Origin of the sequence: Haloferax prahovense DSM 18310 (genome assembly GCF_000336815.1) — an archaeon.
Lineage (GTDB): Archaea > Halobacteriota > Halobacteria > Halobacteriales > Haloferacaceae > Haloferax > Haloferax prahovense.
On sequence record NZ_AOLG01000040.1, the window covers coordinates 1 to 1,935 of the forward strand.

The window sequence follows — 1,935 nt, forward strand, 5'->3', positions numbered from 1 at the left end:
CTCCCTCGCGCCATCAGAGATGTGTATAAGAGACAGGCGCAAGGGTCGCCGAAAATCGAACCGACCCCACCACCCACCACAGGGACCTATAACGGTGTCTAGGGGGACCCCACCCGGCACCTCTCACCTCGCGGTGGGACCGACCGATCTAGTCTGGTGGCGGTCCTCTATCCTCGTCGCGCCGGAAGTCTCCCGACGCAGCCGACACCCAGTCCTCGACGATCGGATCCCACGCCATCAGTGACCAGTCCTCCTCGAGCGCACTGCCGTCACGATCGTCGCCGCCCGGATCGCGTGGATCGAGATCGACGTCGGCGCTAGATCCGTACCGCCGCGACCCCGACGGCAGGAACGACAGCGAGCCACGACCGAGGTACGCACTGATGTAGTGCGCCGCGTTCCGTGCGTCCACCCGCCGGATGTCCACCACCCGGCCGAGGCCGACGCGCTCGGCCAACTGCGACAGTTCCCGCTGCGGCAGGAACCGATCCACGAGCAGGTGCAGGTGCGGCCGGTCCCGCTCGTCTCCCTCGTGCCGCACCCACAGATACGACAGGTTTGGATAGCGGTCCCTCAGTTCCGTCCTCAGCGCGTTCCACCGATCGGTGATGTACTCGTGCTTCTCCTCCTTCGACGCGGGCGCTCTGCGGTCCACTGTGAGCGTCAGGAACCGACGCATCTCCGGGCGCTCCTCCGTGATCCGTTCTATCTCCTCGATCAGTCCCATCCTCAGCCGGTGGCCGCAACACTCGCAGTCCCACGAACCGCAACGGTACGACGCCTGTTCCCCCGATTCTGTCTGGTACTTCAGGTGCGCCAAGTCCTTCCGGCAGTCCGGCCGCTCCCGATCCGGCCCGCAATCCCAGTCCCGACCGAGCCGTGACTGCTCATCCAACTCGACCTCGCCGTCGACGGGATCCGCGCTCACTCCGACCACCCCGACCGACGCGATCGCGAGCTGCTCCACGAGTGGCCCGACAGCACGTCCGGCCCAGCTGGGGCGGCACTATCCGACGACCGCGACGAAGACGAGCCGGTGGCACCGCACCGCACCATAGCCACCGGCACGTCTTCTACCGCACCGCACGGTGGAACGCCTGAATTGGCGAAGCATAGCGGCTCTTGAGTTGTTCTAACTAGCGTCGAGTAAAGACCGCACCGCCGCCGCACCGCCACCGCACAAGATAGCCCCCTCCCGCCGGTCGGGGGCGTGCGGATCGGGCGGCCCTCGAGCCGGGTACGCCGGCTCTCGGGCAAATCAAGATCGCCCGATCCTTGCGGTGGATCGGCGCTTAGTCGTCCAGACCGAGCGTTTCCGTGAACCGTCGAAACACTTACTGACTCGGCTGAGAGAGGACAGAGCGAGGACGAACCCTCCGGCCAAGAGGTTTCCACCGGGCGATTCTGCCACAAATCGCGTCCGGTGGAATCGTCCGTCGCCCGGGCCTTCTCCGGGCATTCACTCACGTTGCGTAGCTTTGACTGCGACGAGAACGACTAGCCCCTTAAAGAATACTGACCTTTCACCCCGGCAGAACATCTACCTATCCCGATACTACCAACACGCCCACATATTGTTATTAGCAGTTCTAACCATAGCCAGACAGAACCCGAAACCGCATGACAGCGCAGGGGTCGCCGATCGCCCCGGAGTATCACCCATCACAACTTACCGCCGTCTTGCGATTCTTCCCCCTGTCGAATCCCGGCCCTATCCGTACAATCGCAGGACGGCGTAAGGATACCCCTGTCTGAACCGCCACAACTTACCGCCGTCTTGCGATTCTCCCACCACAATCACTCGCCCCTCCGCTCCCTAATCGCAGGACGGCGCAAGGGTCGCCGAAAATCGAACCGACCCCACCACCCACCACAGGGACCTATAACGGTGTCTAGGGGGACCCCACCCGGCACCTCTCACCTCGCGGTGGGACC

The 1,935-nt window shown here is 64.1% G+C and carries 1 protein-coding gene; it reads right to left on the reverse strand.

The window, feature by feature from the left end:
* Positions 1-148: 148 nt before the first annotated feature.
* Positions 149-967, reverse strand: coding sequence for a rolling circle replication-associated protein (locus C457_RS11200; protein ID WP_004045523.1), 819 nt, complete (start codon positions 965-967; stop codon positions 149-151).
* Positions 968-1,935 lie beyond the last annotated feature (968 nt).